The sequence below is a fragment of the Halomonas sediminis genome (assembly GCF_044871105.1).
GTDB classification, from domain to species: domain Bacteria; phylum Pseudomonadota; class Gammaproteobacteria; order Pseudomonadales; family Halomonadaceae; genus Vreelandella; species Vreelandella zhuhanensis.
This window is the reverse complement of record NZ_CP085246.1, coordinates 1,352,846-1,378,378: the sequence shown is the minus strand read 5'-3', so window position 1 is coordinate 1,378,378 and position 25,533 is coordinate 1,352,846. Positions and strand designations below refer to the sequence as shown.

23 protein-coding genes are annotated in these 25,533 nt (G+C 57.9%); 19 read left to right on the top strand and 4 right to left on the bottom strand.

All coding sequences use genetic code 11. The features are described from left to right. Positions 1 to 298: 298 nt before the first annotated feature. The 17 genes from LG290_RS06660 (at position 299) to LG290_RS06580 (ending at position 18,626) form a co-directional block, all read left to right on the top strand. Positions 299 to 1,234: a recombination-associated protein RdgC gene (locus LG290_RS06660; RefSeq protein WP_499836744.1), complete on the top strand. Its 936-nt coding sequence runs from the start codon at positions 299 to 301 to the stop codon at positions 1,232 to 1,234. Positions 1,235 to 1,335: 101 nt separating this feature from the next. Next, positions 1,336 to 2,517, top strand: a complete 1,182-nt coding sequence (locus tag LG290_RS06655; protein WP_160416928.1) for a 1-acyl-sn-glycerol-3-phosphate acyltransferase — start codon at positions 1,336 to 1,338, stop codon at positions 2,515 to 2,517. 120 nt (positions 2,518 to 2,637) lie between these two features. Further along, complete coding sequence (locus LG290_RS06650) at positions 2,638 to 2,922, top strand: hypothetical protein (RefSeq protein WP_160416929.1); 285 nt, start codon at positions 2,638 to 2,640, stop codon at positions 2,920 to 2,922. Between the two features lie 105 nt (positions 2,923 to 3,027). After that, on the top strand, positions 3,028 to 5,064 hold the full coding sequence (metG, locus tag LG290_RS06645; RefSeq protein ID WP_499836743.1) for a methionine--tRNA ligase: 2,037 nt from the start codon (positions 3,028 to 3,030) through the stop codon (positions 5,062 to 5,064). 127 nt (positions 5,065 to 5,191) lie between these two features. Then, positions 5,192 to 6,796: a sensor domain-containing diguanylate cyclase gene (locus LG290_RS06640; RefSeq protein WP_499836742.1), complete on the top strand. Its 1,605-nt coding sequence runs from the start codon at positions 5,192 to 5,194 to the stop codon at positions 6,794 to 6,796. After that, positions 6,789 to 7,370 carry an electron transport complex subunit RsxA gene (gene rsxA, locus LG290_RS06635; protein WP_160416931.1) on the top strand — a complete coding sequence of 194 codons (582 nt, stop codon included), beginning with the start codon at positions 6,789 to 6,791 and terminating at the stop codon, positions 7,368 to 7,370. Before LG290_RS06640 ends, rsxA begins: the two co-directional genes overlap by 8 nt. A gap of 7 nt (positions 7,371 to 7,377) precedes the next feature. Then, on the top strand, positions 7,378 to 7,956 hold the full coding sequence (rsxB, locus tag LG290_RS06630) for an electron transport complex subunit RsxB (protein ID WP_160416932.1): 579 nt from the start codon (positions 7,378 to 7,380) through the stop codon (positions 7,954 to 7,956). Further along, positions 7,940 to 9,610, top strand: coding sequence for an electron transport complex subunit RsxC (gene rsxC, locus LG290_RS06625; protein WP_499836741.1), 1,671 nt, complete (start codon positions 7,940 to 7,942; stop codon positions 9,608 to 9,610). The genes rsxB and rsxC overlap by 17 nt, the downstream gene beginning before the upstream one ends. Further along, positions 9,607 to 10,677: an RnfABCDGE type electron transport complex subunit D gene (locus LG290_RS06620; RefSeq protein ID WP_499836740.1), complete on the top strand. Its 1,071-nt coding sequence runs from the start codon at positions 9,607 to 9,609 to the stop codon at positions 10,675 to 10,677. The genes rsxC and LG290_RS06620 overlap by 4 nt, the downstream gene beginning before the upstream one ends. Beyond that, complete coding sequence (locus LG290_RS06615) at positions 10,674 to 11,315, top strand: RnfABCDGE type electron transport complex subunit G (RefSeq protein WP_499836739.1); 642 nt, start codon at positions 10,674 to 10,676, stop codon at positions 11,313 to 11,315. The genes LG290_RS06620 and LG290_RS06615 overlap by 4 nt, the downstream gene beginning before the upstream one ends. Further along, positions 11,312 to 12,010: an electron transport complex subunit E gene (locus tag LG290_RS06610; RefSeq protein WP_499836738.1), complete on the top strand. Its 699-nt coding sequence runs from the start codon at positions 11,312 to 11,314 to the stop codon at positions 12,008 to 12,010. Before LG290_RS06615 ends, LG290_RS06610 begins: the two co-directional genes overlap by 4 nt. A 20-nt stretch (positions 12,011 to 12,030) precedes the next feature. Then, a complete protein-coding gene (nth, locus tag LG290_RS06605; protein ID WP_499836737.1) occupies positions 12,031 to 12,669 on the top strand; it encodes an endonuclease III in 639 nt (212 codons plus the stop codon). Positions 12,670 to 12,805: 136 nt separating this feature from the next. Beyond that, the gene (locus tag LG290_RS06600; protein WP_499836736.1) at positions 12,806 to 13,072 is read left to right on the top strand and encodes a hypothetical protein; all 267 of its coding nucleotides are present in this window, start codon (positions 12,806 to 12,808) and stop codon (positions 13,070 to 13,072) included. Between the two features lie 119 nt (positions 13,073 to 13,191). Continuing rightward, complete coding sequence (locus LG290_RS06595; RefSeq protein ID WP_499836735.1) at positions 13,192 to 13,566, top strand: response regulator transcription factor; 375 nt, start codon at positions 13,192 to 13,194, stop codon at positions 13,564 to 13,566. Further along, complete coding sequence (locus LG290_RS06590) at positions 13,563 to 15,623, top strand: 3'-5' exonuclease (RefSeq protein WP_499836734.1); 2,061 nt, start codon at positions 13,563 to 13,565, stop codon at positions 15,621 to 15,623. Before LG290_RS06595 ends, LG290_RS06590 begins: the two co-directional genes overlap by 4 nt. Next, entirely contained in the window at positions 15,620 to 15,835 is a 216-nt protein-coding gene (locus LG290_RS06585; protein ID WP_499836733.1) for a hypothetical protein, read from the top strand. Before LG290_RS06590 ends, LG290_RS06585 begins: the two co-directional genes overlap by 4 nt. A gap of 1 nt (position 15,836) precedes the next feature. Beyond that, complete coding sequence (locus LG290_RS06580; protein ID WP_499836732.1) at positions 15,837 to 18,626, top strand: ATP-binding protein; 2,790 nt, start codon at positions 15,837 to 15,839, stop codon at positions 18,624 to 18,626. Here the strand turns inward: LG290_RS06580 and LG290_RS06575 are convergent. The 3 genes from LG290_RS06575 to LG290_RS06565 form a co-directional block, all read right to left on the bottom strand. Then, positions 18,623 to 19,765, bottom strand: a complete 1,143-nt coding sequence (locus LG290_RS06575) for a DUF294 nucleotidyltransferase-like domain-containing protein (RefSeq protein ID WP_499836731.1) — start codon at positions 19,763 to 19,765, stop codon at positions 18,623 to 18,625. The two genes, LG290_RS06580 and LG290_RS06575, sit on opposite strands and share 4 nt — an antisense overlap. 24 nt (positions 19,766 to 19,789) lie before the next feature. Beyond that, positions 19,790 to 20,134 (bottom strand): HlyU family transcriptional regulator, encoded by a 345-nt coding sequence (locus tag LG290_RS06570; protein WP_499836730.1) that lies wholly within the window; start codon positions 20,132 to 20,134, stop codon positions 19,790 to 19,792. A gap of 66 nt (positions 20,135 to 20,200) precedes the next feature. Further along, complete coding sequence (locus LG290_RS06565) at positions 20,201 to 21,421, bottom strand: argininosuccinate synthase (protein WP_499836729.1); 1,221 nt, start codon at positions 21,419 to 21,421, stop codon at positions 20,201 to 20,203. A 206-nt stretch (positions 21,422 to 21,627) separates the two neighbouring features. Between LG290_RS06565 and rnt the strand changes: the two genes are divergently transcribed. Together rnt and LG290_RS06555 are read left to right on the top strand one after the other, a co-directional pair. Further along, positions 21,628 to 22,296, top strand: coding sequence for a ribonuclease T (gene rnt / locus LG290_RS06560; RefSeq protein WP_114486233.1), 669 nt, complete (start codon positions 21,628 to 21,630; stop codon positions 22,294 to 22,296). A 153-nt stretch (positions 22,297 to 22,449) separates the two neighbouring features. Further along, complete coding sequence (locus tag LG290_RS06555; RefSeq protein WP_499836728.1) at positions 22,450 to 23,709, top strand: 6-phosphofructokinase; 1,260 nt, start codon at positions 22,450 to 22,452, stop codon at positions 23,707 to 23,709. Between the two features lie 53 nt (positions 23,710 to 23,762). On the opposite strand, the gene LG290_RS06550 is transcribed toward LG290_RS06555, so the two are convergent. Beyond that, complete coding sequence (locus LG290_RS06550; RefSeq protein ID WP_499836727.1) at positions 23,763 to 25,478, bottom strand: bifunctional protein-serine/threonine kinase/phosphatase; 1,716 nt, start codon at positions 25,476 to 25,478, stop codon at positions 23,763 to 23,765. Between the last annotated feature and the right edge of the window lie 55 nt (positions 25,479 to 25,533).

The window sequence follows — 25,533 nt, the reverse complement described above, 5'->3', positions numbered from 1 at the left end:
GCATTGCGAGAGTTGAAAGCGCAACAAGATGCCGGGGCACGGCGCGCAATTACCTGGACATCATACCACTGCACAGGCGGCAAGGGCAGCCGCAGCACACCCACACAAATACAGCCAAAAACGCTCTGAGCGGCTCAGAAGGGCGTTAACGCCGATTCGACTATCATCAATGCCGTCAGCACTGCCCCCATATTTGACCCTTCACCGCACAGGCTTTAATACCTGATCCGGTTCGCAGCACTGGTACGTATCGCCGGCTTTCGCCATAATGAGCAGCCCTTTGCACAGGATATGCTCCATGTGGTTCAAGCACTTGCACCTTTATCGCTTGCACGGCGCCCCGGACATGCCGCCAGAGGCGCTGGAACAAGCCCTTGCCGACCAGGCCAGTCAGCCATTAGGTGGCACACAAGCACGCCGATTAGGCTGGTGTGCTCCGGCGGGACGACTGGGAAGCGGCCATTACCTGCATGAACTTCAAGGCCACCGATTGCTCAGTGCCTTGCGCCAGGAGCGCTTGCTGCCTGCGTCGGTGGTGCGCGAAGAAGTCGAGGAACAGGTCAGCGACATCGAATCACGCGAAGGTCGCAAGCTTACGCGCAAGGAAAAGACCGCCATCAAGGAGCAGGTAACCGAAACACTATTACCGCAGGCTTTCATACGCAGTCAGAAAATCGATTTATGGTGGGACACAAGGCGCAACTTGATCGGCATCAACGCCAGCAGCCGTACGCGGGCCGAAGATGTGCTCGACCTGCTGCGTGAAACGCTGGGGAGTCTCAAGGTCACGCCTCTCGCCACTCAGGCATTGCCAATTCGCGCCATGACCACTTGGCTCGGCGACCCGGAAAGCCGCCCCAGCGACCTGGAACTCGGTGATCAGGTCGAGCTCAAGGCCAAGGGCGATGATGGTGTGCTGCGTGCCCGCCAGGTGGATCTGGACAGCGATGAAATTCAGCAGCTACTGGCAAGCGGCCGCCAAGCCAGTAAACTGGCGGTAAATCTGGCGGGTCGGCTTCGATTCATTCTGCATGACGACCTGGCGCTCAAGTCGCTGCGCTTCAGCGATGCCTTGATCGAGGAAGCCGATCATGCTGAAGACGGTGACGACGCCCTGGTACGCCTGGAAACGGATTTCATCCTGATGGCACAGGCGTTATCGGATGACATCACCCGATTGATCGAATGGCTCGGCGGCGAAGCCGAGACAGGACGCGACAGCTTTCCTGCGTGACTGGCTTCTTGCATGAATCGTTTCCTGCACAGGCCTTTTTTACCGACATGCTTGCACGCCCTTTTCGCTAACTCTTATTTTGGCACCAGCCTACGGATCGCATGACTCATACCCCTGATGCCCTTTCTGCCGATGCCACACAAGACCCATGGGCCGACGTCCGACCTTACATGGATCACGAGGTGGCTGATGTCCTCACGCGCCTGTCACACGATGCCGAACTGCTCGATGCGTTGACGCAATTTCGCTTGCCTCGCCTGGCACGTTGGGCACCGCCCTTGGCCCGCACCTTGGCAAGCGTTGCCATACGCCGTGAGGTCAGGGGCGTGACCACGGTGCGTGATTTTCAAATGCGTATCGCGCATTACATGGACCGCATGATTCGCACCACTACCGATGCCTTTCAGGTCGAAGGACTGGAAAAGCTCGACGCTGACAGTGCTTATCTGTTCATCGGTAATCACCGCGATATTGCCCTCGACCCGGCATTCGTCAACTATGCGCTGTATCAGGCCGATCGCGATACGGTACGTATTGCCATCGGTGATAACCTCTTGAAAAAGCCCTACGTTACCGACCTGATGCGCTTGAACAAGAGCTTCATCGTGCCGCGTAGCGCAAGGGGCAAGCGCGCCATGCTGGCGGCTTATCAGACGCTTTCGTCCTATATCCGTCACTCGATTCTCGAAGACAATCACTCGATATGGATGGCCCAGCGCGAAGGCCGCGCCAAAAACGGCATTGACCGCACTGACCCGGCCATCATCAAGATGCTGACCATGGCCAGGCGCACCGCTGAGCGTAACGTTGATTTCGGCGAAGCCGTCAAGGAACTCAAGCTGGTACCGATCTCGATCAGCTACGAATACGATCCCTGCGATATGCAGAAGGCGCAGGAGTTACACGCCATTCATACCCAGGGCGAGTATGCCAAGAGCGAATTCGAGGACATCAGCTCGATCGTGACCGGGATTACCGGCGCGAAAGGTCGCGTGCAGCTGCGTTTCGGTAGCCCCATCGGCTCCGACATCGCCACTCCGGATGAAGCCGCAGCGGAAATCGATCGTCAGGTGATCGGCGGCTATCGTTTGTTTCCCAGCCACTACCTGGCACTCGAAGCGCTGGGAGATGCGCCCGAACTGGTGGCGCGCAACGTCATCACCCCCGCCGACCGTGAACGCTTCAATCAACGGCTAGCCGAGGTGCCGGAGGAATTACGCCCCTGGTGGCTGGCGCAATACGCCAACCCGGTAAAACATAAAGCAGGACGCCTAACCCCCTAAGCAGCAAGTGGCGGACAAGGCGCAACCTCGCCATGCCGGCCAACAGAAAAAATGCTATGGTCAGCAAATTGACCGGCACTGCCTTGTCTCACCGCCGGCTGCGACTACAAGGAGATTGTCATGTCCGCATCTGAAATTCAAAAAACCCGCATTATCAATGAGCTGCGCGATTTTGTACGCAAACTACTGCAAGATCCTAAAATCCTGGATCAGTCGCTCGACATCGCTCGCAAGCATTTAGCGGAAGAAGGCAGCAGCGCCGACGTCATGGCGCGTATCGCCAATGATATTTCCGATACCACCAGCGTGCATATTCCTGAAGACCCGGCCGAGCATTCCGAAGCGGATAAGCTTTATCTCGAATTGCTGAAAGAAGTGGTCCAGGAAGAGCAAGGCTTGTACTGACCCGACCCGGGGTTTGAGTGGCTGAATGCAACCACGGGCGAAGATCGCTACAATCTTCGCCCCCTTTTTTGTTACCGTCTGATGCCAACGGAAGTGTCAATCACCATGTCGAATACCGCCACGCGCAAGATACTGGTCACCAGCGCCCTGCCCTATGCCAACGGCGCCATCCACCTCGGCCACTTGCTGGAATACATCCAGACCGATATCTGGGTGCGTTTCCAGAAAAGCCGCGGCCAGCAATGCCATTATGTATGCGCCGACGACGCCCACGGCACCGCCATCATGCTGCGTGCGGAACAGGAAGGCATTACCTCACAGGCCTTGATCGAGCGCGTCTCGCGGGACCATCAGGAAGATTTCGCCCGCTTCGGGGTGGCATTCGATAACTACCATTCCACGCATTCAGACGAAAATCGTTATTTTAGTGAGTTGATCTACACGCGTCTGCGCGACAAGGGCCATATCGCCATTCGCGACATCGAGCAGATGTATGATCCCCAGAAAGGCCTGTTCCTGGCGGACCGTTTCATCAAGGGCACCTGCCCCAAATGCCGTGCCGAGGATCAATACGGCGACAATTGCGAAGCTTGTGGCGCGACTTACACCCCGGCTGAATTGATCAATCCAGTCTCGGCCATTTCCGGCGCCACGCCGGAAATCAGACGCTCGAGCCACTATTTCTTCAAGCTGCCGGACTTCGTCGAGTTCCTGCAGCGCTGGATCGACGCCGGCCATGTTCAGCCCCAGATTCGCAACAAGCTGATGGAATGGTTCGAGTCCGGCTTTAACGAATGGGACATTTCCCGCGATGCCCCTTACTTCGGCTTTGAAATTCCCGATGCACCGGGCAAGTACTTTTATGTGTGGCTGGACGCTCCGATCGGTTACCTGGCCAGCTTCAAGAACCTCTGTGACCGCGAAGGCATCGATTTCGACAGCTATTGGGCGCCAGGCTCCGATGCCGAGATCTATCATTTCATCGGCAAGGACATTGTCTATTTTCATGCGTTGTTCTGGCCGGCCATGCTGCATGGCGCCGATTTCCGCACCCCCACGGCGGTCAATTGCCATGGGTTCGTGACCGTGGACGGTGCCAAGATGTCCAAGTCTCGCGGGACTTTCATCAAGGCGGCCACCTATGCCGACCACCTGAACCCGGAATACCTGCGCTATTATTTTGCAGCCAAATTGACGTCGGGTGTCGATGATCTTGACTTGAATCTCAGCGACTTTGCCGCCCGGGTGAATTCAGACCTGGTGGGCAAGGTAGTCAACATCGCCAGCCGCTGCGCAGGCTTCGTCAAGAAGCTCGGCGATGGCACGCTTTCGGCGCATTGCACGCAACCGGATATGCTGGCACGTTTCATTGCCGCCGGTGACGTCATCGCCGAGGACTTTGAAGCGCGCGATTTCGGACGCGCCATGCGTAAAGTGATGGAGCTCGCCGATGAAGCCAATACGTATATTGCCGAAAAAGAACCCTGGGTGCTGGCCAAACAACCCGGCCACGAACAGGACGTGCTGGAAATCTGTTCGGTAGGCATCAACCTTTTCCGCCAATTAATGGTCTACCTGGCACCGGTGGTGCCGGCCATGGCCGAACAGGCACGCGAGTTTCTGAACCTGGAAACTCTCGATTGGCATAGCCGACATGACGTCTTGCTGGCCCATGAAATCAAGAAGTTCAAGCCGCTGATGACGCGGGTGGAGCGGGACAGGATTGACGCCATGATCGAAGCCTCGAAGGAGGATCTGGTGGTCGAGCAAAAGCTAAAGGAAACCGCCAAGGGACCGCTGACTGAAGAGCCGATCGCTCCCGAGATAGGTTTTGAAGATTTCAGCAAGGTTGACCTGCGTATCGTGCGGATCGCCAAGGCTGAGTACGTCGAAGGTGCCGACAAGCTGCTTAAACTGACACTCGACCTTGGCGGCGAGACCCGCACGGTGTTCTCGGGCATTCGCTCCGCCTACGCTCCGGAAGCCTTGGAAGGACGCCTGACTGTCATGGTGGCCAACCTGGCACCTCGCAAGATGCGTTTCGGCATTTCCGAAGGCATGGTACTGGCCGCTGGCAACGACGCGGGCATTTACCTGCTCTCGCCGGACGCAGGCGCCGAACCAGGGCAACGTGTCATCTGAACATCCTGTCATGCTAACAACTAGGGTAGGCACAGTTACCTACCCTCATTTATTTTAATGCTTTTTTATTAGTACGCATTCTGCTTAGCTGACAAAATTAATTAAAGTTTGCCGCCGGATGCTACCCATGGCTTTACCCTTCATTGCGTCTCTACGCACGCGTTTTTTTCTGGCATTAGGCGGGGTGTTGCTAGGAGCGCTATTTGCGCTGGTCATGGTGGGAAAATGGATCATCCTTCCTGCTCTTTTGGAAGAAGAACGCAGCTTGGCTTCCCAAGAGCTTGACCAGCTCGAACGCAGCCTGAATTTGAATCAAAAACAATTACTGGCCCAAGTGCGGGATTGGGCGACGTGGGATGATACCTACGACTTCGTGCAGGGAAACAACCCTCGCTACGCCCAAGTCAATTTTAGCCAAAACATGTTCGAGGAGATGGGTTACCAGTTGACGGTCTTCTTCAATGCTGACCAGGAAGTTTACTGGGTGGCGGGTCTCGACCCGCAGAGTGGCGATTACACCAGCTGCAGCACGGCCAGTGACGCTTGCGCATGGGCGGCGCCTTTTCTACAGCCGATGCAGGCGTCACTGGCCAGCATTCCTGAGCAAGGCCTAAGCAGCGTATATATCCAGCCCGGCCTTGCCCTCGTCGCCACCAATTCTATCTTGCATACGGATGAAAGTGGCCCGGCACAAGGCTGGCTGTTCAAAGTGCAAAAGATGGACTCAGAATTCAAGGCGAGAATGCAATCACTTATCGGTCTTGAAATAACGCTGGACACTGTGGCTGCCGATGTCAAGGATCACGCCTTGCATAGCATTGAGGGAAGCATCATGCATGCACGGCGCCTTCTGCCTACTGCTCAGGAAGGCATCATGCTCGCCTTGGGTACCCGCCTTCACCGCGACCATTATCGTGCCAGCTTCACCACCTTTGTGTATGCCCTTCTCTGGACGGGCGCCTTGATGTTACTGGTGATTGTTACCGTATTGCTGCTGTTGGAATGCATGGTGCTCAAGTCTCTTCGCACCCTCACGAAATTTACCCATCGCTTGCAGTTTTGTGAACAGCCGCCAAGACTCACCCAACGATTAAAAGCCCGCAATGACGAAATCGGGATGCTGGCCCGCGGCTTCGAAGCACAGCTGCAACGCCAACAGCATCTCACCGATGGACTTCGCGAACTTTCCACTCACGATGCCCTTACCGGCCTTCCCAATCGCCGGTTGTTCGATGCCAAACTTGCCGAAGCCGTCAGTAATGCTCACAACACTCACACCCCTTTAGGGGTAATGATGTTGGATATTGACCATTTCAAGCTGTTCAACGACCAACATGGTCACCCAGAGGGAGATAAGTGTTTGGTAACCATCGCCGATTGCATGCAACAGTTCGCCACGCTTAATGACGTTTTGATCGCCCGCACGGGAGGCGAGGAGTTCAGCGCGATATTACCCAACCACAGCGAACTAGCGCTTGTTGAGATTGCGCAAAAATTGCGTGATACCATCTACAGCCTGGTTTATCCTCATGCGCTTTCCCCCGTAGCGCCATATATTACCGTGAGCATCGGTATCGCTTCATACGAACCGAATAATCGATCCAATACTTCTTCATTGATGCGCGCTGCGGATCAAGCGCTTTACCAAGCAAAGCACGCAGGGCGCAATCGTGTGAAACTCTTCAATACGCCATCAACCAATAACGTCGCTACTACTTCTCCTGATGAATGAACTGTTACTGATTCTGATCGGTACGGCGTTGGTCAACAATTTCGTCCTGGTCCAGTTCCTAGGGCTATGCCCCTTCATGGGAGTTTCCAGCAAACTGGAACCCGCCATGGGCATGTCGCTAGCGACCACCTTTGTTTTAACCCTGGCTTCGGCGGCAAGCTACGTGGTGTATCACGCGCTATTGGTACCCTTGGGCGTCGAATACCTGCGCACTATTGCCTTTATCGTGGTGATTGCCGCCGTGGTGCAATTCACCGAGGTCATGGTGCGCAAGCTGAGCCCCATGCTGCATCAGGTACTGGGAATTTTTCTGCCGTTGATCACCACCAATTGTGCGGTGCTAGGCGTGGCGCTTTTGTCGCTCAATCGTCAGTTGAGTTTCTTGCACACCACCCTTTACGGCCTGGGCGCAGCCATGGGATTTTCCCTGGTACTGGTGCTGTTCGCCGCCATGCGCGAACGTCTGGCCGATGCCGATATACCCAGGCCGTTTCGCGGAGCGGCAATCGCCATGGTGACCGCCAGCCTGATGTCGCTGGCATTTCTGGGCTTTTCCGGGCTGGCACAAGGCTGAAAACGTCATGATCCAATGGTTGACTGATAATACCCTTATCAGCGCGATTGTCGTATTGGTCGGCATGGCGGTGGTTTTCGGCGCCGTGCTGGGCTTTGTCGGTGAGCGCTTCAAGGTACAGGGCGACCCGGTCGTCGAGAAGATCGATTCCTTGCTCCCTCAGACGCAGTGTGGCCAATGCGGCTATCCGGGCTGTCGTCCTTACGCCGAAGCGATCAGCGCCGGCGATGACATCAACAAGTGCCCGCCCGGTGGCGAGGACACCATCCAGGCCTTGGCTGATTTATTGGGGCGTGAGCCTACACCCTTGGACGGTGTCGCCCAGGATACTCCCAAGGTGGCTTTTATCCGCGAAGAGGAATGCATCGGCTGCACCAAATGCATTCAGGCGTGCCCGGTGGATGCCATTCTGGGTGCCTCTAAACAAATGCATACGGTCATTGCGGCTGAATGCACCGGTTGCGATCTGTGTATCGACCCCTGCCCGGTGGACTGTATCGATATGCTTCCCCGGCTGGATGCCTGGCAACCGGTAACCTTATTACCGCTGGAGCAAGAAGGAGCCAACCATGGCGCGCGCCTTTGAATTTCCCGGCGGCATTCATCCCCCTGAGCGCAAGACATCGTCCACCTCGGTACCGTTGAGTGCTGCTTCGCTTCCGTCACGGGTGGTATTGCCGCTGAAACAGCACAGTGGCAATGCCGCCCTTGCCTGTGTCGAGCCTGGCCAATACGTGCGTACTGGTGAATGCATCGCCCGGCGTGACGGCATGATTTCCGCCGACGTGCATGCCAGCATCAGCGGCCATGTATCTGAGCTCACGGACACACAAATAACCATAGAGGGTGACGGCTGTGATGAATGGCTGCTCATGTCCGTCCTTGACTGGCGCACTACCGACTCGCGAATACTGCGCGAACGGCTGGATGAAAGCGGCGTGGTGGGATTGGGTGGCGCGGGCTTTCCCACTCACATCAAGGCTCGAGTACGTGAGCGTCATGCGCTGGATACCTTGATCGTCAATGCCGCGGAGTGTGAACCTTACATCACCGCCGACGACATGACGTTGCGTACCTTTGCGCTGGATGTTCTGGAGGGTGCCCAGCTGATGGCGCATCTGGCGGGTGCCAAACGCATCCTGATCGGTATCGAAGACAACAAGCCTGAAGCCATCGCCGTCCTGAACCAGGCGCTAAACCATAGCATACCCCTGCCGGTGGAACTCAAGGTCATCGCCACCCGCTACCCCAGCGGCGGTGAGCGCCAGTTGATCAAGAAACTCCTCGACAGAGAAGTGCCCAGCGGTGGATTGCCGGCGGATGTGGGCGTGCTTTGCCATAATCCGGGCACCTTGCTGGCCGCCTTGCAGGCGGTGCGCGATGGCACGCCCCTGGTGTCGCGTATCCTGACCTTGACCGGAGAGGCGCTTGCGCGACCGGCTAATGTGATCGCCCGACTGGGTACCTCTATTGAGGATCTGCTCCAGGCCGCCGGGCTGGAGGAAAAACGCCTGTTTCGCCTGATTCAGGGTGGTCCGATGATGGGGGCACTCCTGGAAAGCCTTGAACTGCCGGTCACCAAGGCCACCAACTGCCTGATTGCCGCCACCCAGGAAGAACTTGCGCCATCGCCGCCCGAGCAGCCCTGCATCCGCTGCGGTGCCTGTGAAGAGGTCTGCCCGGCAGCGCTGCTTCCCCAGCAGCTGCATTGGTACGCCCGAGCCGAACAGGACGAACGCCTGTCCCGCTACCATCTATTCGACTGCATTGAATGTGGCGCCTGCAGCTACGTCTGCCCCAGTCACATTCCGCTGATCGAAGACTACCGCAACGCCAAGCAACGCATCCGCCATCAGCGACTCGAAACGGCCAAGGCAGAACATGCACGCCATCGCTTCGAATTCCGCCAGGCGCGGCTAGCCCGCGAGGAAGCCGAAAAGCAGGCCCGGCGTGAAGCGCGCCGCAACGCCGGCCGCGCAACCCCTGCGCCTTCGCCGGCCGCGGGGCAAGCCGACTTGCAGGGCTTGCGTATTGCCCAGGTGGCCGCCAAGGCAGCAGTGAAGAAAGCCGAAAAGGCCCTGGCGCGCACCGCACAGCAGGACCCTCATCAGAATCTCAGCGACCTGGAAACCCAGGTGGCCACCGCCCGTGAAAACCTTGAAGCCGCCGAGGCTCGCCTGGCGTCGGCACGCGCCGAAACCGCTTCTGATACTCCCCAGACCGACAAGGGCGCCTCATGAGCATGATGCATGCCTCATCTCACGCCGACACCGGCCTTGCCAGCCGCACCACACCGCCGGATACCGCCCGGCTGATGCGTTGGGTGCTGCTGGCGATGCTGCCGGGCATTGGCGTCATGACCTGGCATTTCGGTATCGGCGTGCTTAGCAACATCCTCCTGGCAGGCTTGCTGGGCATGGGGCTTGAAGCTTTGATGCTACGCCTGAGAAAGCGCAGCATCCGCCCGGCCTTGAACGATCATAGCGCCCTGCTGAGCGGCGTTCTGCTGGGCGTCTCGCTGCCTCCCGCCAGCCCCTGGTGGTTGATTGGCGTAGGCATGATCGCGGCCATTGTGGTTGCCAAGCATCTTTACGGCGGCCTGGGCCATAACCCCTTCAACCCGGCAATGGTCGGCTACGCCCTGCTGCTGGTGTCTTTTCCCACTCAAATGACCTTATGGTCGCCTCCCACCGGCATGGGGGAAGATGTTTTTGCTACCTTGCGTCAATTCATGGGGATGATGTCGGCCACTGAGCTGGATGCATTAAGCGGGGCGACACCCTTGGATGCCTTCAAGCACAAGGGTGAAGCCCTCATGGCCAGTGAATTCTGGGCGGCTAATCCGTTGCCACCGGGTACGCTGCTTGCCTGGCAGCACGTCGCCCTGGCCTGGTTGGCGGGAGGCATTCTGCTACTCTACAAGCGCATCATCAGCTGGCACATTCCGCTGGCCATGCTCGGCAGCATGCTGGCGCTTGCCACCTTGTTATATGCGGGCGATCCCAGCCATCATGGCTCACCTGCGTTTCATCTTTTCACCAGCGGCGCCATGCTCGGGGCGTTCTTTATCGCGACAGACCCGGTTTCAGCCGCCACCAGCCGCAAGGGCAAGCTGATATACGGCGCGGCCATCGGGCTATTGGTAATCTTGCTACGTACTTACGGCGCCTACCCGGACGCCGTGGCATTTTCCGTTCTGTTGATGAACCTGGCGGCCCCCTTGCTGGATTACTACAGCGACCCTCGCCCCCTGGGTCACTCGGCACCGACACGCGGTTATCAGCCACCGCCGGAGGATCGTTCATGACAATCGCTCAAGCGATGCTCAGAGGCGCTTTGGCACTCGGCTGCTTTGCCTTGATTACCGCCGGGAGTGTCGGCCTCACCCGGGCCCTCACCGCTGAACGTATCGAGACCAACCAGCTTGCGTTCCAGCATCGACAGCTACGTGAGGTGCTGCCTGACCCCTTGGCCCAGCTTGAAGGACATACCCTGCTCGATGGCGCTTTTCGGCTGCCGGAGGCTAGCTCCCTGGGCCATAAGGAGGCCGAGACCGTAGAAGGCTGGCGAGTCCATGAAGGCAACCACCAAGCGCTGATCTTGCCGGTGGTGAGCCGGCAAGGCTACAGCGGAGCAATTCATCTGCTGGTGGGACTCGATCAAAACGCTCGTATCAGCGGGGTGCGGGTGACATATCATCAGGAAACGCCCGGCCTGGGTGACAAGATAGAGCGACGCAAGAGCGCCTGGATTACCCGCTTCGATGGATTGTCTCTGGAAAGCCTGACGCCTTCCGGCTGGGCGGTGGACAAGGACGGTGGCGCTTTCGACGGTTTCAGTGGCGCCACCATCACACCGCGTGCAGTGGTGTCGGCGGTGCATCAAGCCCTGCTCTATGTCGAGGAACATCAGTTGCTGGATACATTTGAGGAGAGTTCGCCATGAGCCAGTTCAATGACTTGGCCCGCAATGGCTTGTGGTCAAACAACCCGGCGCTGGTGCAACTGCTGGGGTTGTGCCCGTTGCTGGCGGTCACCAATAGCGTGGTCAATGCCCTGGGGCTGGGGTTGGCCACGCTTCTGGTGCTGGTGGGCGCCAGCACCGCGGTCTCCCTAATTCGCCACCAGGTTCCCGCCTCGGTGCGCCTGCCGGCATTCGTGATGATCATCGCCGCCTTCGTGACCTGCGCCGAATTGCTGATGGCGGCTTACACCTACGCGCTTTACCAGATACTGGGCATCTTCATTCCGCTGATCGTGACCAACTGCGCGATTCTCGGACGCGCCGATGCCTTCGCCTCGCGTAACCCGGTACTGCCTGCAGCCACCGACGGCCTGATGATGGGACTGGGGTTCGCTGCGGTACTGCTAGTGCTCGGTGCCTTACGCGAAGTGCTCGGCCAGGGCACCCTGTTCCGCGGCATGCCGTTACTGTTCGGCCCCATGGCCGCCGGTTGGGAGCTCACCCTGATCGCCGATTATCAGTTCCTGTTTTTCGTCTTGCCGCCCGGGGCCTTCTTCGTCACCGGCCTTTTGATTGCCGGGAAGAACCTTCTGGATGAGCGTGGCCAAAAGCGACGCCAAGCCGTGCCCAGCGAACGGCCGGAGCGTCGCGTGCGGGTCACCGGCACGATCAAATAGAGCCAGCAGAGAGTCAGCCCATGAATGCCGAAAAACGCCACGAGATTTTCGCGCGCCTGAAAGCGGAAAACCCCAACCCCACCACCGAATTGAAATGGAAAAGCCCGTTCGAATTGCTGGTCGCCGTATTGCTTTCCGCACAGGCCACGGATGTGGGGGTCAACAAAGCCATGGACAGATTGTTTCCCGTGGCCAATACCCCCCAGGGCATTGTCGATCTGGGCCTCGACGGCCTGAAAGAGCACATCAAGACCATCGGCCTTTACAACACCAAGGCCAACAACCTGATGAAAACCTGCCGTCTTCTGCTCGAAAAACACGCTGGCGAAGTGCCCCGGCGCCGGGAGGATCTCGAAGCCCTGCCCGGCGTAGGGCGCAAGACAGCCAATGTGATTCTCAATACCGCCTTCGGCGAACCCACCATTGCAGTGGATACGCATATCTTTCGTGTCGCCAACCGTACCGGCATCGCCAAGGGCAAGAATGTGACGGAAGTGGAGCAGAAACTGTTGCGTCATGTACCCAAGAAATTTCTCCACGATGCCCACCATTGGTTGATTCTACACGGCCGTTATACCTGCGTTGCCCGCAAGCCGCGCTGCGGCAGCTGCATCATCGAAGATCTCTGCGAGTACCCGGACAAGACCGAGCTGACTTGATTGAAAAAACTTGAAAATTTACGCTTAAAACCTGAAAACTCACTTTTATAGCCAGTTTAGCCCGAAAGTCGTAGAGCCTCGCCCCGGGTCAAGGCGCTAGTCTGCTGGGAATTGTTGTTTCATTTTCGAGGTTTCCATGCAAGATATCTGGCTCCCCTTTTTACTCGCCGCCTCTTTCGGTGCCTTTACCGGCTCGCTGTTCCGCCTGACTCGGCGCGCCGGCTACCAACGTCCTTTTCTGTTTCCCATAATCGGGTTATTGGGCGGTATTGCCGCTTTCATGATCCACTATGTTCTGGCCTCGGTAACCGGGGCGCCAGCCTGGTTACTGCCGGTATTGGTGGTCTTGCAAGTATGGTTATGGCTCGGGCCACTGGGACCGAAATTAAGACCGGCCAAGTAACCCAAGCCATGAAACGGCGTACTCATTTGGCCAAGGTCGTCTTGGCCCATATTGCCTGAGCCTCTAGACTCCTTGAATAAAGCCACATCCTAATAATGAACAACACCGGGAGAACCTCAATGGCCAGAGTGCTAGTGGTCGACGATGAACCCAACATCGTACTCTCGCTGGAATTTCTGATGGAACAGGCTGGGTTTGATGTAGTCACTGCCGAAGATGGGGAAAGTGCCCTGGCATGCGTCAAGGACACAGTACCGGATTTGATTCTGCTCGATATCAGCTTGCCCGGGATCAGCGGCTTCGATGTCCTCGAGCAGCTTCGTGCTGACAGCGACAAGGCGCATTTGCCCATCATCATGCTTACCGCCCATGGCCGCGAGATCGAACGTGAAAAAGGCATGGCATTGGGTGCCGATGATTACATCACCAAGCCATTTTCCACCCAGGCGCTGGTCAGCAAGGTCAAGGCGCTACTCGCCGAGACGGATAAATGACCTCACGCGGCCTGCCCAAACGTCAGAAGCTGATCGGCCTGTGGCTGGCTCTCAGCGGGGTCAGTATTTTTGGCGGTGCCGTTTTCGCCATGTGGCTCGACGCCCAGCTACAACCCGAAGGCATCACTCGCCTCGCGTTATGGCTAGGCAGTTTTTCCGGTGGCGGAACGATTTTCCTGGTGGGTTTGTTGCTCGAACGCATGCTGTTCACTCCCCTGCGTCACCTACAGGTGCAACTGGCCCGGCTGGTGGCCAACCCGGATGCCCGGGATGAATACCCTCCGGAAGGCTGGTTGAAAAGTCTGGGTCCCGATTTACGTCGCGTCAGAGAAAGCTGGCGTGCGGATCGTAGCCGTTTAGCCACGGCCCATACCGAAGGCGCCCGGAGCGCCGCCCGGATTCGTCAGGAACTGGAAACCTTGTTGCAAGTATTGGACACGCCGTTATTGCTGTGCGACCAACATCGCCGCTTGATGCTCTTCAACCAGGCTGCGGAAGATTTTTTCGATGGCAATACCAGCCTGGGGTTAGGCAAGCGCCTTGAAGCCCTTCTTCCGGTAGCCAGCCTGCAGGAGGTGCTCAGCCAACTGCCCGCCGACGGTTCTCCACGCGAATTGTTGACTCCCTGTGAAGAACGTTGGCTGAGAGTGGTGCTGCGCCGGGTTCCCGGCAGTGATGGCGAAACCCTCCTGACCTTCAACGACGCCACCGCCGCCTGGTCGCGTGAAATGGGAATACGCGCCGAACTTGCCGAAATGCTGCCTCCCCTGCGCCGCCACAGTGCCAGCTTGACCAGCGCCGCCGATGCCTTGATCCAGCTACGCGAACAGGGAACGCAAAGCACAACGCTGCGTCAGCGTCTGGAAAGTGTCATCGATGAAGAAAGCCAGACCCTGGGCGAGAACGTTGCCCGGATGGGCGCACTGCTCGAGGCAATGCACCAGCAGGGCGAACGCCTTACACCCATGTGGTCCAATGATTTCTGGCAGGCACTCGATGAGCGCCTCGATCCTGAGCATCGCTTGATCACCCCGATCGGCATGCCGTCCTGGTTTCGCGGTGACGCCCCGGCCTTGATCGCGCTGCTGGATTCCCTGGTGCAGTATCTGAGCGCCTATCTGCCGGACAACGGGTTCGAGGGCGAGGTCTGTCTTGGCAACAAGCGGGTTTACCTGGATATTATATGGCGTGGCAAGCCGATTCCCGAGCGTGAATTGGCCAACTGGTGCCAGCAAGACTTACCGTCGCTTCCGCTCAACCCCAAGGTCAGCGACGTGCTGCGCCAACATGCCAGCGATATCTGGAGCCTGGCCGACCCGGGTGGCGAATACGCCCGGTTGCGTCTGCCCTTGCCGGCTACCGAGCGCGTCGGCGCCCCCCGGCAGCAAACCCCACCCCGCCCGGAATTTCACGATTTCGGTATTGCCGACCTGCCGCACCCCGATGAAGCCTTGGCCAACCGCAGCCTGCGCAGCCTGGAAGTCGTCGCCTTCGATACCGAAACCACCGGACTGGAGTTACGCCGGGGCGATAGCGTGATCAGCCTGGGCGCCTGCCGGGTGGTCAATGCGCGCTTGCTGGCAAGCGAGGTATTCGATCAGAAAGTCGATCCCAAGCGTCCTATCCCGCCGGCCAGCACCGCGATTCACGGGCTGACCGATGCCGATGTCGCCGGGGCACCCCCGCTGGACATCGTTCTGGCACGCTTTCGCGATTACGTGGGCGAGGCCGTTCTGCTGGCGCATAATGCGGCCTTCGACATGCTTGCCATCAGCCAGAAGGGTGTCGATTTCGATATTCCGGTACTCGATACCCTGCTGATTTCGCGGGCGCTCGACGAGGCTATCGACGGGCATGACCTGGACAGCCTGTCCCAGCGTTACGACTTGGAGTTTCCGCCCGGCACGCGCCACACTGCCTTGGGCGATGCGCGAGTTACCGCTGAGCTTTGGCTGGCCTTGCTACCCCGTCTGGAAGCGCGTGGCATCGACACCCTGGAGCAATTGCTTGCGCTTCAGTCCAATGCCTTCGACAAGCAGGACGCCAGTGCCTCATGAGCATCACACCACAACAACGGCCGCGTCGCGTTCAGGAGCGTCTTGTCGCGCTGATCATCGTCGCTTTGCTGCTGTTTTGCCCGCCGTTGCTGTTGGTGATAGACGCCCTGCCCGCCGCAGGATTGTCCTGGTTGCCACTGTATATTTTTATCGCCTGGGCCACGCTGATCGGCTTGACCGCCTGGTTGATGGAAGACGGTTCAAAGCACTGATATGCGTACTGATCCGGTCATCTTAAGCGTTGCCTTCGGCTACCTGGCATTGCTATTCGTGGTGGCGGCCTGGGGAGACCGGCGCGCCGAACAGGGTCGCTCGTTAATCGGCTCCCCCACCGTTTACGCCCTTTCGATCGCGGTTTACTGCACTGCCTGGACGTTTTACGGCAGTGTCGGCCGCGCCGCCGAGCACGGCCCCAGCTTCCTGTTGATTTACCTCGGCCCGACACTCGCCATGCTGATGGCGCCACTGCTGATACGCAAGATGGTACGCATCGCCGCCCGCCAACGCATTACCTCGATCGCCGATTTCATCAGCGCGCGTTATGGCAAAAGCTCAAGCCTGGGTGCCCTGGTCGCCTTGTTCGCCCTGGTGACCATCACGCCTTATATTGCCTTGCAGCTGAAAGCCATTACCGTCAGTCATGCAGTTCTGGTCAATTATCCCGATTCTGCCGATACCAGCCTGATCAATGAAGCCTTCTGGATGGACAAGTCCTTTTGGGTAGCCTTGGTGCTGGCGGTGTTCATCATCCTGTTTGGAACTCGGCACCTGGATGCCAGTGAGCGTCATGAAGGCATGGTCGCGGCCATTGCCCTGGAATCCCTGGTCAAACTCATCGCCTTTCTGGCAGTGGGCATCTTCGTGGTATTCGTCATGTTCGAAGGCCCCGGCGAGCTGTTTAGCCAGGTTGCCGCCACGCCGGAATTGGCCCAAGCCATGAGCCTTGAAGCGGTTCCCGGTGGCGCCACCGGCTGGGTCGGGATGTTACTGCTAGCGTTTCTGGCATTTTTTACCCTGCCACGCCAATTCCAGGTGCTGGTGGTGGAAAATGTCGATGAACAGCATCTGAAGCGTGCCAGCTGGCTGTTTCCGCTTTATCTGCTGGCAATCAACCTGTTCGTGATCCCTATCGCCATGGCAGGTCTGCTGCTTGGCGGTCTCAGCGGTGACCCGGACAGTTTCGTGCTCACCCTGCCGCTTTCCACCGGTTCGGAAGGCTTGCCTTTGCTGGTATTTATCGGCGGGCTCTCGGCGGCTACCGGTATGGTGATCGTCGAGACCATTGCGCTTTCGACCATGGTCAGCAACCAGCTGATCATGCCGTTGTTGTTGCGCTCAAAACGTCTACACCTGGGCACCAAAGGAGAGCTGGCCGGATGGCTGCTGGGCATACGCCGGGTGGCGATCGTATTGATCTTGCTGCTGGGGTATCTGTATCACGCCCTGATCGGTGATGCTTATAGCCTGGTGACGATTGGATTGGTTTCATTCGCCGGCGTGGCGCAATTCGCTCCGGCGCTGCTTATCGGTCTTTATTGGCGTGGCGCCACCCATCAGGGAGCGACACTCGGCCTTATCGTCGGCTTCATGGCATGGGCCTATACCCTGTTGATACCCGGCTTCGTTCAATCCGGCTGGTTGGATGCCGGCTTGATCAACCAAGGCCCCTGGGGAATTGGCTGGTTACGGCCCTATGCCTTGTTCGGTCTGGAAGGCTGGGATATTTACACCCATTCACTGCTCTGGAGCCTGTTGGCCAACGTCGGCCTGCTCGCCGGCGTTTCCTTGTTCACTCGCCAGACGCCCCTGGAACAGACCCAGGCGGCGCTGTTCACAGAGGCGATGAACCCCAACCTTCAGGCTACCTCTCTGTGGCATGGCAAGACCACGCAGGGCGAGTTACGTGAGCTGCTGAGCCGTTATCTGGGCATGCCCGCCACCCGGCGTGTGTTTTCCGTTTCAACCAACCAGGCCACGACATCGCTTTTCCCTACCTTGGACGACAATGAGCAACCGGCTTCCACCGAACTTATCACGCGCGCCGAGCAGGCATTGGCCGGCTCTTTGGGCAGTGCTTCGGCCCGTGTGCTGATCAATTCGGTGGTGCGCGGTGAAGCCCTCGACCTGGAATCGATTCTCAGCATTCTCGATACTACCTCGCAAACGCTAGAGTATAATCGTCGCCTGGAGCAAAAATCCCAGGAGCTGGCGCGTATCGGCGAGGAATTGCGCGGCGCCAACGAGCGACTGCGGGAACTCGACCGTTTGAAGGATGAGTTTGTGGCCATGGTCAGCCATGAGTTGCGCACACCACTGACCTCGATACGTGCCTTTGCCGAAATCCTGCGTGACGGCGAGAACCTTCCCGACGAGAAGAGACGTCATTTTCTAGGCGTTATCGTGCATGAAAGCCAGCGCCTATCGCGGTTGATAGAAGAGATTCTCGATCTGGCGCGACTGGAAAGTGGACGCCTGACCTTGAACCCCCAACCGCTGGATCTGGCGCACCTGGCACGCCACAGCGTGGATGCCATCGCGCGGCTGCAGGAAAATCGTGGGGTCAGGCTGGAAATGCAATTGGAGGCGGAACCGGCACCGATCATCGGCGATCCGGACCGCCTCGAACAGGTCATCATCAATCTACTCGACAATGCCGGCAAGTTTGCCGATGACACAGCCCCTGAAGTCTTGCTGAGGGTTTACCGCCACAAGAAACACTATCGTCTGAGCGTGGAAGACAACGGCCCCGGCATCAGTGAAGACGAGCGCGAACGCGTGTTCGAAAAGTTTCACCAGATTCAGCAGCACGAAGAGGAAAAAACCCGTGGGAGACCCAAAGGCAGCGGTCTGGGCTTGCCGATCAGCCGAGGTATCGTCGCACAACTCGGAGGGCGTCTCTGGGTGGAAAACGCCGCTTCCCTAGGCGGCGCCAGCTTGATCATGGAGCTACCCGAAGCACCGCCGAAAGAGCCTGCGTCTTCGGAAAAGCCAACCGTCACCTAACGACGATGCGCCTGTTCCTGAGCGATACTCACCAGCCGCTTGATCTGCTGAAGATCGAACTTGAGCATATGCCGTTGATCGTCCCGCAGCCGTGCCATATCCACCCAGCCATCCGCCATCTGCCCCAGCTTAAGGTTGCGACGTTGCTGGTCGAGAAGCAGTTGTTGCAAGCGCTCGAATCCCGCCCGCAAAGTGCTCGCCTGCGAGGTCGAAAGCGCATCGCACTGGTTACCCAGCACTATCAAGCGCTTGTGGGTGGATATCTCTCGACAGCCATACACCAGAGCCAGTAAACGCACCGCACTGACCAGTGGCATCAAGCCTTGGCGCTTGAGATTCAGGGCATTTTCATGCGGTGCCTGAGCATCGTGAATTGCACTGATTCGCCCCAACCTGTCCAGCGCCACAGGCAGTTCATTGAGCAGCGCCGCCATTTCATCCAGGAACAACTTGGCCACAGGCAATAGCGTCATCACACTGTCGCTTAGCCGGGTTGCCAGGCCTTGCTCGCCATATACCGGAAAAAAGTCCAGCAGGATATTGGTCTGCTGCACCCTTTTGACACGCCTATCATCGCTCCACAAGGCAAGCTGCTCGTGCCATTCATGCGCACGCTTACGCCACATTGGCCAACGCGCCATCACATGCCCATGACACAAGGGAATTCCTGCCTCATCCAGCCGTTGAGTAAAACGTTCACCCAGGGCCTGAAAGTAGCCATCAATTTCAAGGTGGCGTGAGTCAGGATAATTCTCGATGATCATGGCATTGTCCTGATCCGGTCCCAGCAAGCTTTCGTGACGCGCGACGGAGCCCAGGGTCAAGACACAGAACGACACCGGGGGCAAGCCCCAGCCCTGTCCTTGCATTTCATTGAGAGAAAGTGAAATAGCTTCGCGGTAGAGCCAGTCATTATGGTCGCTGATGACCTGGCTAATCCGCCAGGCAGGCAACTCGTAACGCACCAGAACATCCACCAGGTGAGGTTGCCAGGCGTGAGCATCGGCAAGTTCCGTGACGTCCAACAAGGATTGTGTGGAAAAGATACTTTCTAGCGGCCCCATGAAAGCCTGCCGATTGAGTTGGCCATGCTCCGAAAAAAGCGCCCGCCAAGGGGAAGCCCGATGCATGAGACGCATGCGCTACTCCTTCGCTGACGTTTGCTAGCTGCCTTCGGGGGAGCCTGCTTGAGCGGATGAGCCTTGCTGACGAGGATCGGGTTCGAACATCGCATCGCCGACTTCATCGATATAACGCTGTGCCTTGCTCACCATCAAGGCATCGCAGGCCTCGCGTCCGGGAAGGCTGTCGGAACGCTCAAATCGATGTTCGAGCGTATGCCCCTCTGTCTGCGGATATTGGATCCAGCCACTGACCCGAAACTGCCCACCTTGCTCTTCAGGCTGCGAGATGATCAGGTAGCCCTTGTAGGCCACCGGCTCGGCCGCTTCGGGGCTTTGCGCACTGCTTTCGGCGTTGAACAAGCCGGAAAAAAGTTTTTTCAGCATCCTACCCTCCATGTCGCCGGCTGCATCGGCGGGCAACCCCACCGATGCAGGCATCAAGGCAACGGATCAGTCTTGCAGGCGACCCTTTCCGGCAGCGATACGCAAGCGCAAGGCATTGAGCTTGATGAAGCCTTCTGCGTCTTTCTGATCGTAGGCACCGGCGTCATCTTCAAAGGTGGCAATCGACTCATCGAACAGCGATTGCTCGGACTTGCGGCCCACCGGAATCGCATTGCCCTTGTAGAGTTTCATGCGGACCACGCCGGAAACGTTTTTCTGCGTTTCATCGATCGCCGCTTGCAGCATCCGGCGTTCCGGGCTCCACCAGTAGCCGTTGTAAATCACTTCGGCGTACTTGGGCATCAGCTCGTCTTTCAGGTGCGCTTCTTCCCGGTCGAGCGTCAGGGATTCAATCGCGCGGTGAGCGCGCAGCATGATGCTGCCGCCCGGTGTTTCGTAGCAACCCCGCGACTTCATGCCCACATAACGGTTCTCGACGATATCCAATCGGCCGATGCCGTTGTCACCACCCACCTTATTCAGGTGTTCGAGTACCTCGTGGGCTTTCATGGCAGTGCTGTCAATCGCCACGATATCGCCTTTTTCGAACGTCAGTTCAACGTAAGTCGGCTGATCCGGCGCGGTTTCCGGAGAGACACTCCAGCGCCACATATCTTCCTCGGCTTCGGCCCAAGGATCTTCGAGAATGCCGCCCTCATAGGAAATGTGCAGCAGGTTGGCATCCATGGAATACGGCGATTTTTTCTTGCCACTGGAAAAATCCACCGGGATTTCGTGCTGTTCGCAGTAAGCCATCAGCTTTTCGCGGGACGTCAGGTCCCATTCGCGCCAGGGGGCGATTACCTTGACACCGGGCTTGAGCGCATAGGCGCCCAACTCGAAGCGTACCTGGTCGTTGCCCTTGCCGGTGGCGCCGTGAGAAATGGCGTCGGCACCGGTCTCGTTGGCAATTTCGATCAGGCGCTTGGCGATCAGCGGGCGGGCGATCGAGGTGCCCAGCAGGTACTCACCTTCATAGATGGTGTTGGCCCGGAACATCGGGAAGACATAATCGCGCGCGAATTCTTCACGCAGGTCTTCGATGTAGATTTCCTTGACGCCCAGCTTTTCCGCCTTGGCGCGCGCCGGTGCCACTTCTTCCCCCTGGCCGATGTCGGCAGTAAAGGTCACCACCTCGCAGTTGTAGGTTTCTTGCAACCACTTGACGATAACGGAAGTGTCGAGACCTCCTGAATAGGCCAGCACTACCTTCTTGACATCGGACATTCTTTGCTCCTTCGTTCACCGGAAACCGACACCCCTAGTAGCGGTGTCAGGACATTGGGATAAACCCCAAGTATAGCGCTCTGAATGCTCAGCGAATACCGCCGACGACGATCCTGCATCAAAGCTGCTAGAATCGATTACCGAGGCGCGGATTCGCGCCACTCATCATCCGCCGACTCGTTACCCCGCCTCACAAGGAGAGCTGCATGAGCGAGGCAATCGCCCGCGACTTAATGGCCCAACGTTTTCGCAGTTATTTGCCGGTCGTGATCGACCTGGAAACCGGCGGTTTCAATGCCCAAGGGGATGCAATTCTGGAGATTGCCGCGGTCACGCTGACCATGGACCCGGAAGGCAATCTGCTACCCGACGCCACCTATTCCTACCACACCCACCCCTTCGAGGGGGCCAATGTGGAGCAGTCGGCGCTCGATTTTACCGGGATAAACTTGGATGATCCCTTGCGGCGTCAAGTCGCGCTGACCGAAGCTCAGGCCCTGGGAGAGATCTTTCGCCCGGTACGCAAGGCACTCAAGGCGCATGGCTGCACAAGGGCGGTGTTGGTTGGCCATAACGCCGCCTTTGACCATGGTTTCCTGAATGCCGCGGTGAATCGCTGTGGCATCAAGCGCAATCCGTTTCATCCGTTTTCGAGCTTCGACACCGCCTCTCTGGCCGGACTGGTCTATGGCCAGACCGTACTGGCGCGTGCCTGTCGAGCCGCAGGTATCGAGTTCGACAACCAGGCAGCACATTCAGCGCGTTACGATACCGAACGCACCGCTGAACTGTTTTGCGCCATGGTAAATCGCTACAAGGATCTGGGTGGATGGCAACTGGCCCAGCGTGAACAGGGCATGGAAGACACCGACTGAGCGGATGCAGGCACCCAGGCTTTGCGCTAAACTCCCGCATTTTGACCTTTCGCCTTGCGGTGCAGCACCGGTTCGATTGCCTTTACTAGCATTGTCGTTATTAACATCGTCCTTACTACCGTCTTTACTGTCTCAGGAGCATCAGACGTCCCCATGGCCCAGCACAATGCCTTTTATGCCCAATCCGGCGGCGTTACCGCCGTAATCAACGCCACTGCTTGCGGTGTCATTGAAGCCTGCCGCCAGGCGCCCGACCAGATCGGCAAGGTCTACGCCGGCCACAATGGGATTATCGGCGCCTTGACCGAAGACCTGATCGACGTCAATCAGGAAAGCGATGAGGCAATCGCCGCCCTGCGCCACACCCCGGGCGGGGCGTTTGGGTCCTGTCGCTACAAGCTCAAGGACATCGAAACCCATCGCGCCCAATATGAACGCCTTATCGAGGTATTCAAGGCACATGACATTCGTTATTTCTTTTATAATGGGGGCGGCGATAGCGCGGATACCTGCCTGAAGGTCTCTCAACTCTCAGAAAAAATGGGTTATTCATTAACCGCTATTCATGTGCCCAAGACCGTGGATAACGATCTGCCGGTGACCGATAACAGTCCCGGGTTCGGCAGCGTCGCCAAGTATATCGCCACCTCCACTCTTGAAGCGTCTCTCGACATCGCCTCGATGTGTGCCACCTCGACCAAGGTATTCGTGCTCGAAGTGATGGGGCGCCATGCAGGCTGGATTGCCGCCGCGGGCGGGCTGGCCGGTGAAGCGGAAGGCGAGCCGCCGCATATGATCATCTTCCCGGAAGTGGCATTTGACCGTAAGAAAGCGATGGCGCGAGTGGATGAAAGCGTCAAACGCTACGGTTACTGCGTGATCGTAGTCTCCGAAGGGGCTCGCTACGAAGACGGTACCTTCCTTGCCGATGCCGGCAACACCGATGCGTTCGGCCACCGTCAGCTGGGCGGTGTGGCACCCACGCTTGCCGGTATGATCAAGCAGGACCTGGGCTATAAATATCACTGGGCGGTCGCCGACTACCTGCAACGCTCCGCACGGCATCTTGCGTCGAAAACCGACGTTGAGCAGGCCTATGCAGTCGGCCGCGAAGCCGTCGCACTGGCGTTGGCCGGCAAGAACTCGATGATGCCGGCGATTCGCCGTCTCAGCGAAACGCCCTATCAGTGGGATATCATTGCGACACCGCTGGCCGATGTCGCCAACCGCGAAAAATTCATGCCACCCTCGTTTATTACCGAGGATGGTTTCGGCATTACACCGGATTGCCGCCAGTATCTGCTGCCCTTGATCCAAGGCGAAGACTTCCCGCCGTTTGAAAACGGCTTGCCCAAGGTCGCTCGTCTTTCGCTGACCCTGGCGGAACGCAAACTGCCTGATTTTACGCTTTAATTCTTCACGCTCTAAATCCTGGGCCGAGGCTTCCGCACCAAACCTTTCCTGAGCTAGCGCAGCAGCCAGGAAAGCACCAACAGCAATAATAGAATACCGGCCACGCCCTGCCAGAAGCGGCGTGGTTCCCGGCTTTGAATCTCCTTATCTTCCTTGCGCCCCAGCGATACCTGCAGAGCATGCAGAAACTCCGACATTCGACGAAAGCGCAGCGCCCGTTGCGGGTCCAAGGCTCGGCGCAACGCATCATCCAGGGCCTGGGTGATCTCGGGATTGAAACTACGTGCGCTGCGGTAGCTTAGCTGCTCCAGGTCGGTATGGCTGCGCAACCGATTGGGGGTCAGGACGTAAGGCAGCTCACCGGTCAATAACCAATAGGTCGTCGACGCCAAGGCATACTGGTCACTGCGCCTTCCCAAGCTGTCCCCAAGCGCATACTCCGGCGCGCTATGTTCGTTGATACCGACTTGCCCGAGCAGCTCCCGAGACTGACGCTGATTGTCTATTTCACGAAAATGGCAGGCACTGAAATCCGCCAGCACCACCTTCCCATGATTATCGATCAACACATTGTCAGGATGAATCTGCTGATGCAGCACATCACGATGGTGCAATGCCTTGACGGCCTTGCCTAGTTGATTGGCAATATCCAGACGCTGGTTCAAGCTCGCCTGAGGATGGCGTTCGGCCCATTGACGCAACGTCTCGCCCTCCACGTGCGCCATGAGATAGTACAGATAGCGACGTGGCCGGGAAGGCTCCATGACCCGCACCACAAAGGGTGAATTGATTCGCTCCACCACCCATTGCTGTAACAGAAAGTGCTCCAGATAGGCATTGCGCAACGAAAGCTCCGGACTGGGGGCCTTCATCACCATTTCGCGCTCAGTATGAATATCGCGCACCCGGTAGACACGTGATTGGGCGGTTCTAGAAAGCACCTCCTGCACTTCCAGCCCATCCAGGCGTTCACCCGGCGATAGCTCCGGCGGAATTGGCAAATCACCGTACAACCGGCCGGGATGATCCTCCTCCTCTTCGGGCAGCTCATCGATTCGCACCAGCTGAAAGCAGAACTGGTCACCACCATAGCCACGGTCCTGGGCCCGTGTCCGAGCTTCATCCGCCAGACGGTCACAGGCAGCGTCCAGATCACTGGCATCCAACCGAATCAGACGCACATAATCGGAAGGCAGTAAGGTGCCGCGCACCGCCTGAGTCGTGAACAGGAAAATATCCCCCTGCTTGAGCGGCATCCGGCTGTAGTCAATCTCCAGGCTGCAATCCATGCCCAGCGCTCGAGAGGGATAACGATAGCCCCCGAGATCAGTCACATGGTCCTGCGAAAGTTGCTCGAACTCAGCCCCACGCAGGCGAAATACCAAGGTATCACCCATGTGAAACAGATGTGCCTCACGCCCGCGGAATACCAATGCGGAAAGCGAGGAAACGAAACTGCCTTCCTTGACATGCTGACTCTGGCTGTAACACCAACTATTGAGTGACCGCAGCACCCGGGTGGCTGATGTTTTAACCTCCCAGTGGTCGGGAGTGGAAAAATAATCAGCCAGAAAGCCTCTTACACTCAGGTCGCCGGCTTGCTTGGCCATGACATTGCGCGACACGGAATCACTGATCACCGCACATGCCCCCTTGGTTCGCAACAAGGTCGGCTCCGGCATCCGCACCGCCATCGAACTGCGATGTTTTCGCCGTTCCGGTGCCACGAATGCCTGGCCGTAACTCAACAATAACTGGGCATGTGCCAAGCCATCCTCCTCGATTTAACAGCAAATGCGCCTAATTTACCGGCGATTGCACCTG